The sequence below is a fragment of the Paenibacillus sp. 01T422 genome (genome assembly GCF_056398785.1).
Genome location: NZ_JBFTQB010000809.1, coordinates 1 through 3,033, shown reverse-complemented (window position 1 = coordinate 3,033; position 3,033 = coordinate 1). Strand labels below are relative to the sequence as shown.

Genomic DNA, 3,033 nt, shown 5'->3' with positions numbered 1-3,033 from the left:
ATGCAGCAGCTATTTTGGTTCTCTTTATTCTTTTGGTAATCTTCACATCCGCATTTGTTTGGTAATTTCTTAATCTAACTGAGAAAAGCAAAAACGGCCCATTCGCGAGACAGATGCGAATACGGGCCGTTTTTTTCTCATTGATAATCCTTAATCTTAACGGGATGTTGAGGAATTGGGGGAACTTCCACGGCAGACGAGGTTTGTCATCCTAATGCACGCATGCCATGGTTAAGTTATTAGTAGAAGAGAGCCTAAAGTGGATAGCGAGGTGCGCAATCTGTAGGTACATACGTCCAATCAATATCTACATAACGAACATATTTTATACCGTGTTGACAAATCACCAGAGGGGAATGAGTAAACATGGGAGAAGTAGGTTATGGTGGAAGTTGTGCAGGTTATGGTAACAATGCAGCAGCTATTTTGGTTCTCTTTATTCTTTTGGTAATCATCACATCCGCATTTGTTTGGTAATTTCTTAATCTAACTGAGAAAAGCAAAAACGGTCCATTCGCGAGATAGATGCGAACACGGGCCGTTTTTGCTCGTTGATAATCCTTAATCTTAACGGGATGCTGAGGAATTGGGGGAATAGCCTAAAGTGGAGTATAGCGAGGTGCGCAATCTGTAGGTACATAAGTCCAATCAATATCTACATAGCGAACATATTTTATACGGTAGTGACAAATCACCAGAGGGGAATGAGTAAATATGGGAGCAGTAGGTTATGGTGGAAGTTGTGCAGGTTATGGTAACAATGCAGCAGCTATTTTGGTTCTCTTTATTCTTTTGGTAATCATCACATCCGCATTTGTTTGGTAATTTCTTAATTTAACTGAAAAAAGCAAAAACGGCCCATTCGCGAGACAAATCCGAACACGGGCCGTTTTTGCTCGTTGATAATCCTTAATCTTAACGGGAAGCTGAGGAATTGTGGTAACTTCAACGGTTGATGAGGTTTGTCATCCTAATGCACGCATGCTATGGTTAAGGTATTAGTAGAAGAGAGCCTAAAGTGGAGTATAGCGAGGTGCGCAATCTGTGACTTTTGTTTTTAGGAACAGCTATTCGTATGAAAATTGACCGCTTGTTGGCGATGACGGTGCTGCTGTTGAATCGCGGGCGTGTCAGTGCCAAAGAATTGGCTGACCGTTTTGAAGTTTCGACGAAGACGATTTATCGGGATATGGAGACCTTGAATCAATCGGGCATTCCGATTGTAGCCCATCAGGGCATCTCCGGCGGATTTGAAATCATGGAACCCTACACTATGGCTCGGCAATTCTTGACGCTCAATGAAATTGAAGCGATTGTCGCGGCTGTCAAAGGGATACATACAGCCGTGGATGACCGCGTGTTCGGTACCCTGCTGGATAAGGTAAAGGCGATGCTCAGTCGAGTAGATCGGCTGCAAATGGAGCAACAGGGAGCGGGAATTGTTTTCGATTTTAATCCGTGGGGGCAAGGACCTGCGGCGCGGGATAAAGTGAACAGCCTGAGACAGGCGATTGAGCATACAAGCAAGGTTAGTTTCAAGTATTTGAACATGAACGGCACGGAGAGCGAGAGAGTCGTCGAGCCTGCAGCGTTAATTTTGAAAGGATACCTATGGTATTTGCAGGCTTATTGCACGCTTCGAAGTGAGTTCCGAGTGTTTCGATTATCGCGTATACAGGAGTTACGGGTGTTGGAGCAATCCTTTGTAAAGAAACAAGCCCCTTCGCTAGAAGGCTACACGTGGGAGTCGGATTGGTCGAATGCCAACTTGCAAGAGATGACATTTCTATTCCATTCGAAAGTTCGTCACCGCGTTGGAGATACCTTCGATCCAGAGCGTGTTACCGTACAGGAGGATGGTTCTTTACAGGTAAAAGGACCCTTCACCGAGGATGAATGGCTGTACGGCATGCTGCTGAGCTACGGTGAACATGTCAAAGTCGTAGAACCGATCCACGTAGCCGAAGAAATGGTAAATCGGGCACGGAAAATTATGGAGCGTTATAAGAAACTGGACAGATAGGTGTCCACTTTCTCCCTGTATACTGATGATAAATACAAGGAGATGAGGACAAAGTTATGCAAACATATATCACAGAGCAACCAGCAATATCACTAACAGGTGTTCATGTACGAACAACTAACGCGGAGGAAGCGGGTCCGAATCGGAGGCTGCCGCAGCTGTGGGAAACGTACTTTCAAAGCCAAATCACATCTCAAATCCCGACAATCAATTCCCATCTAATCTATGCACTCTACACGGATTATGAAAGTGATGCTTCAGGTGCATATACTACCCTGATTGGGCACGAAGTAGCCGGCGATAAGTCGCAGGATGAGGACAAGTTCCATACCGTTCAAGTGCCAGCGAGCAAATATTTGGTATTTACGACAGAAAAGGGCCCTGTCTATGAAGTGGTCGCTCAGGCGTGGGGAAAGATTTGGGCTTATTTTAAGGAATCAGAGGAAGTAAGGGCATATACGGGGGATTATGAGTTGTATGACACCAGAAATTCGGATCCCGCGCAGACACAGATCCAGATTTTTATAGCAATTAAGTAGGGAAAGAGGGCACCTAATGTAGGTGCTCTTTTATTATTTATACTTATGTAAATTCAGTGGTTGCAAAGATAACGCAAAACAATGGTTAACAATAAGTGAAATGAAACGTCAAGCACGTGTTGGAATGACGACGAAGGAATTGGATGATATCGGAGAAACATTTTTAATTAGTCATGGGGCAGTGTTTGCTCCAAAAACAACCAAAAACTTTCCTGGCAACACGTGTATCAGCATTAATCGTGAAGTTGCTCATGGAATACCGGGAAATCGAAAAATTCAGCCTGGCGACCTTATTAACATCGATGTTTCTGCTGAGCGTGGAGAGCCTTTTTTATCAACGGGTGGGGATTATGTTGTTGAGCAGTCGGATGGGTGGACTTTATGTCTACCGTACGGCGGCTTTGCGGCACAACATGAGCGGATGGGTGGACTTTATGTCTACCGTACGGCGGCTTTGCGGCACAACATGAG

General features: G+C 44.7%; 5 protein-coding genes. All 5 read left to right on the top strand.

Annotated features, from left to right (window positions below):
- Positions 1-366 precede the first annotated feature (366 nt).
- A complete protein-coding gene (locus AC1DUA_RS31625) occupies positions 367-477 on the top strand; it encodes a YjcZ family sporulation protein (protein WP_477503515.1) in 111 nt (36 codons plus the stop codon).
- 237 nt (positions 478-714) lie between these two features.
- Complete coding sequence (locus tag AC1DUA_RS31620) at positions 715-825, top strand: YjcZ family sporulation protein (RefSeq protein ID WP_127455728.1); 111 nt, start codon at positions 715-717, stop codon at positions 823-825.
- Positions 826-1,075: 250 nt separating this feature from the next.
- Complete coding sequence (locus AC1DUA_RS31615) at positions 1,076-2,023, top strand: helix-turn-helix transcriptional regulator (protein WP_477503514.1); 948 nt, start codon at positions 1,076-1,078, stop codon at positions 2,021-2,023.
- A 56-nt stretch (positions 2,024-2,079) separates the two neighbouring features.
- Complete coding sequence (locus AC1DUA_RS31610) at positions 2,080-2,562, top strand: GyrI-like domain-containing protein (RefSeq protein WP_477503513.1); 483 nt, start codon at positions 2,080-2,082, stop codon at positions 2,560-2,562.
- Positions 2,563-2,584: 22 nt separating this feature from the next.
- On the top strand, positions 2,585-3,033 hold a 449-nt coding region (locus AC1DUA_RS31605), incomplete at its 3' end, for a M24 family metallopeptidase (protein WP_477503512.1).

Bases quoted from the DNA above. Each gene is read 5' to 3' on its own strand.
- AC1DUA_RS31620 (WP_127455728.1), top strand. From the start codon at position 715: ATGGGAGCAGTAGGTTATGGTGGAAGTTGTGCAGGTTATGGTAACAAT.
- AC1DUA_RS31615 (WP_477503514.1), top strand. From the start codon at position 1,076: ATGAAAATTGACCGCTTGTTGGCGATGACGGTGCTGCTGTTGAATCGC.
- AC1DUA_RS31625 (WP_477503515.1), top strand. From the start codon at position 367: ATGGGAGAAGTAGGTTATGGTGGAAGTTGTGCAGGTTATGGTAACAAT.
- AC1DUA_RS31610 (WP_477503513.1), top strand. From the start codon at position 2,080: ATGCAAACATATATCACAGAGCAACCAGCAATATCACTAACAGGTGTT.